The 3,963-nt window shown below is 51.5% G+C and carries 4 protein-coding genes; 1 reads left to right on the top strand and 3 read right to left on the bottom strand.

The window, feature by feature from the left end; genetic code table 11:
• Positions 1 to 68 precede the first annotated feature (68 nt).
• Positions 69 to 137, top strand: a complete 69-nt coding sequence (locus ACUVQO_RS22665; RefSeq protein WP_445928087.1) for an excalibur calcium-binding domain-containing protein — start codon at positions 69 to 71, stop codon at positions 135 to 137.
• Positions 138 to 223: 86 nt separating this feature from the next.
• On the opposite strand, the gene ACUVQO_RS22660 is transcribed toward ACUVQO_RS22665, so the two are convergent.
• The 3 genes from ACUVQO_RS22660 to rpsD all read right to left on the bottom strand — a co-directional run bounded on the left by ACUVQO_RS22660 (position 224) and on the right by rpsD (position 3,779).
• The gene (locus ACUVQO_RS22660) at positions 224 to 2,491 is read right to left on the bottom strand and encodes an FAD-dependent oxidoreductase (RefSeq protein ID WP_445928086.1); all 2,268 of its coding nucleotides are present in this window, start codon (positions 2,489 to 2,491) and stop codon (positions 224 to 226) included.
• A gap of 105 nt (positions 2,492 to 2,596) precedes the next feature.
• Complete coding sequence (gene smpB / locus ACUVQO_RS22655) at positions 2,597 to 3,064, bottom strand: SsrA-binding protein SmpB (protein WP_445928085.1); 468 nt, start codon at positions 3,062 to 3,064, stop codon at positions 2,597 to 2,599.
• A 106-nt stretch (positions 3,065 to 3,170) separates the two neighbouring features.
• Positions 3,171 to 3,779: a 30S ribosomal protein S4 gene (rpsD, locus tag ACUVQO_RS22650; protein WP_445928084.1), complete on the bottom strand. Its 609-nt coding sequence runs from the start codon at positions 3,777 to 3,779 to the stop codon at positions 3,171 to 3,173.
• Positions 3,780 to 3,963: the final 184 nt, after the last annotated feature.

Raw genomic sequence — 3,963 nt, 5'->3', positions numbered from 1 at the left:
GTCCCGTAACATCCGTTTAGAATCCCCGCGCATTCACGCCGGGGAGTAGTCAACGCAATTTTAAAGTCCTGCCTCCGGATCCCCATCACTTCGACCGGGATAAAGATGGCATCGGCTGCGAATCCAAGAAAAAATAAGTCAGATCCAGCTAGAGCACATCCGTTTTCCGATCAGAGAAACGACTGTTCTGGACTTGGACAAGATTGAAATTGCGATCGCTTCCTTAATTCTCCTCCTCTGATGCATCCTCCGACTCATAGGCAGAAAGATGAGCTGCTTCTACAGGGGGTCTGCGTACCGAGACTTTATTTTGGGCTGGTGACGATCCAGGTTTAGCCGCAGGACGGGATTCATCGTGCCAGTCTAATCCCAGTCCCTGTTTTGTCAAATGCTGACGAATTTGCGCCATTAATCGTTTTCTGGGAATATCGGCAGGGGTCAGGTGGAGTTGGGGACGAACGGCTATCCAGCCTGCGATCGCCCCAGCAGCGGCCCCAATATGCCACTCGCTTTGATGAATGCGGGTCATGCCGTTAGCAATGTGGGTGACGGCAATCCCTTTGCCACCCATCAACAAATTATTCACCCCCTGAGGAATCAAGGCTTCCAAAGGAATCAGCGTCGGGCGGACATTGTTTTCTAACGTACCAGCACTAGCGGCTTCTCCTTCCAGTTCAGATGGAGAACGGTAGCGGCAACCATGAATATCGATGCTGTAGTGAATGCGGGCGATCGCAGTTTTACTAAAATCTCGTCCTCCTGGCATATCGACGCGCAAATCTGCCTCCCGGATGGCGAATTCTCGCTGGTCATAAGCCCTACGACCTACCAATCGTCGTCCTTCCCGAATATAGGGCACCATGCTTAATCCCGATTCTGTTCCCAGCAGAGATTCCTCTCCCGATAAATAAGAGAGGGGCTTCTCCTTACCATACTTTTCAATCAACCAATGGGCAAACAGCAGAGCATGGTTTTCCGCATGACGCAGGGCTACCGTCGATAACCCACCCATCCAGTTCTTGCGCTGCCCGGATTGCTCAATTTGCTCTGCAGTAAGAATCAAGGGCGGATCCATGAATGTCCAATCATTACCCCGATTCCAGTTCACCATTGTCATATCACCGGGCCGCGGATCTGCCGTGCGGGGGTCATCTGGAACGGTGCTGACAATCCGCCGATAGTTGAAAAAGCTGTGTCCGTAAAACATCGGAAAGCCCTGCAGATCATAATCGCTGCGGTGTTCTTCCTTGGGATATTCCGACTCCAGCCGTTCCAGAGTCTTGATACTGGCTCCTTGATCATCCCGAATCGCCAGAATAAAGGGATAGGTGAACGCCTGGGTACAGTCTGAATTATCTTTTCGGGACGCATTTAACTCACCTGTCGTCGCCAGGGAATCAGACCCCAGACGATAGGGAATGCCAGCCCACCCTACCAATTCTGCTGTGTCGGTGGCATCAATGACCAGTAAACGCTGACCTGCAGGTGGTTGCAGTCGAATTGGCACTTTTTCAAATTCGCTGTCACTGTCCCAGGAATACCAACTGGAAATCTCACTGGAAAACCGACCCTTGGGCTTGTAATTAGGATTACGCGGGATGCGACGGACAGCGTAAATGGCTGTAATTTCCTGGCCCGTGGCATCAAATTCTGCTCCCTTGAAGGCTGTAGAAGTGCTCCAACGGCTGGCGGGAGACTTTTTCAATGCAGCCTGGAGTAATTGCTGTGAAGCAACCACTCCAGCCTGGGGTGGAAAACATAACATCCCTACCCAACAGCTATTGACATCAGCGGCTTTGCGTCCCGGCGGCAAGTTTGTCCAGGCTGGGAGTTGAACGGGTTGCTGGGCGATCGACTCTTTGAACTCTGTCCAGCTTTGAGACAGGGTTTCTTCATAGCGCAACATTTGCGATTCATCCAATGCGGAAACACCTTGAGAGGTGATCTGTCCCCCCAGCCAGGGTGTGAGTTCAATCAGGCAGGTCGTTGCCCCAGATTGCATGGCATGGGAAGCAGCGGCAATCCCCCCCAGTGACCCCCCAACCACCACCACTTCACATTTCCACGTTTCCTTGGGGGCTGGCAGGGGAGAGAGTTGGGGGCGGATAATGGTAGCTGGTTGCCAGGAGTCAGAGGAAAAGAAGGAGAATCCGGGCAAGCGCGGTATGCTGCCTAAAAATCCTCCTAACCCTTGCCCAATGATGAAACTAAACGTGGCAGCAGCCAGAGATAGAAGCCAGATCGAGTGCCCTTTAAATCCTCGCCGACTGATCTGTAAGATACTGTTACCCAACCCGGATCCGAGTTTGCCCAGCGCGATCGCCACCCTGCCCAATAATCGTCCTGTACGTCGCTTGCTATCCAGTTGTCCCTTCGTTCCTGCAGCCTTGCGTTGACCTTGCGAAGGTACTTGCTCTGCAACAGTTGGACGATCAGACGAAGACAGTTCCTGACTAACTAATTTTTGCTCAGCCGATGCCTGTTCTTTCAAGTCCAGCCCACGACAAAACTATCGCCAACTTTTTAACACAGGAACGAAAGAACAAAACAAAAAATTTATTAAGGTCAATTAATTGCTCAGCTTTCTGGAAAACTTTTATCGATTTTTCAATGCTCGCTGCATATCCCGCTGATCCTGCCGTTTGCGGACATCTTCTCGTTTATCATGTAGCTTCTTGCCTCGCGCCAGGGCAATGTCTACCTTGACCCACCCGTGCTTGAGATACATCTTCAATGGCACCAGCGTCAGCCCCTGTTGCTCCACCTTACCCGTTAGCTTGCGAATTTCATCGCGATGTAGCAATAGCTTGCGAGTGCGCCGGGGGTCATGGTTAAAGACTTGACTGGTGGTATGGTGGGGCGAAATGTGAACATTCATTAGCAACGCCTCCCCATTCCGAATCAGGGCAAACCCATCTTTCAGGTTCACCTTACCTGCCCGAATCGACTTCACCTCCGTCCCCAGCAACTCGATTCCTGCCTCATAAGTCTCCAGAATCTCGTACAGGAACCGGGCCTGTCGATTATCGCTAACGATCTTAAATCCATTACTGTTCTCAGCCATATTCCCACTCTAGCGAAAAAAGCCCCCTGACTGACGGATTCAGGAGGCTTGCCAAAATTGTTTGAATGCCGCGGTCGATCGTATCGATTCGATAACCTCTGAACGTTTACGCCTGACGGGAGTAGTACTCAACCACCAGTAGTTCGTTAATTTGGAGAGCCACCCATTCGCGCTCTACCACACCATTAACTTTGCCCACCAGTTTCGATTTATCGAATTCCAGGTGACTGGGCAGATTGGCCAAACCAGGATATTGCAGGTTTGTTTCCACCATTTTGCGGGAACGCTCCTGATCACGCACGCCGATTACATCACCGGGACGGCAACTGTAGCTGGGAATGTCTACTACTCGTCCGTTAACGGTCACGTGGCCATGATTCACCAGTTGGCGGGCGGCGGGAATAGTAGGAGCCATCCCCAACCGGAAAACGGTATTGTCTAACCGCATTTCCAGCAGTTGTAACAATACCTGTCCGGTAGAACCGGATGCCCGCCGTGCCTTTCGCACATAGCGAAGCAGTTGGCGTTCACTCAACCCATAGTTAAACCGAAGTTTTTGTTTTTCCTCCAGACGCACCGCATACTCAGAACGCTTTTTGCGGGCCTGACCATGTTGTCCGGGTGGATAAGCCCGACGGGGTGATTTGCGGCTCAGGCCAGGGAGATCTCCCAGGCGGCGGACAATCCGGAGGCGCGGACCTCGATATCGCGACATTGATCTTCCTCTAAAATACTCAGAAATTTTCAGACAGACATTCTAGTATACGTCCTCCAGTTCAGAGGGTGGAAGAGGAAATACCTTTTTTGTTCCATTTGGTATCTTAGAGACTGTTTTTAAACCAATTGTGACATCCTCCCGACACCAATGCTACGCATACGGTGCGGGCTTCCCAAGATCG

The sequence above is a fragment of the Leptodesmis sp. genome (assembly GCF_052746595.1).
Note: the sequence above shows the minus strand (reverse complement) of the source record. Positions and strands in the feature narration are given on the sequence as shown.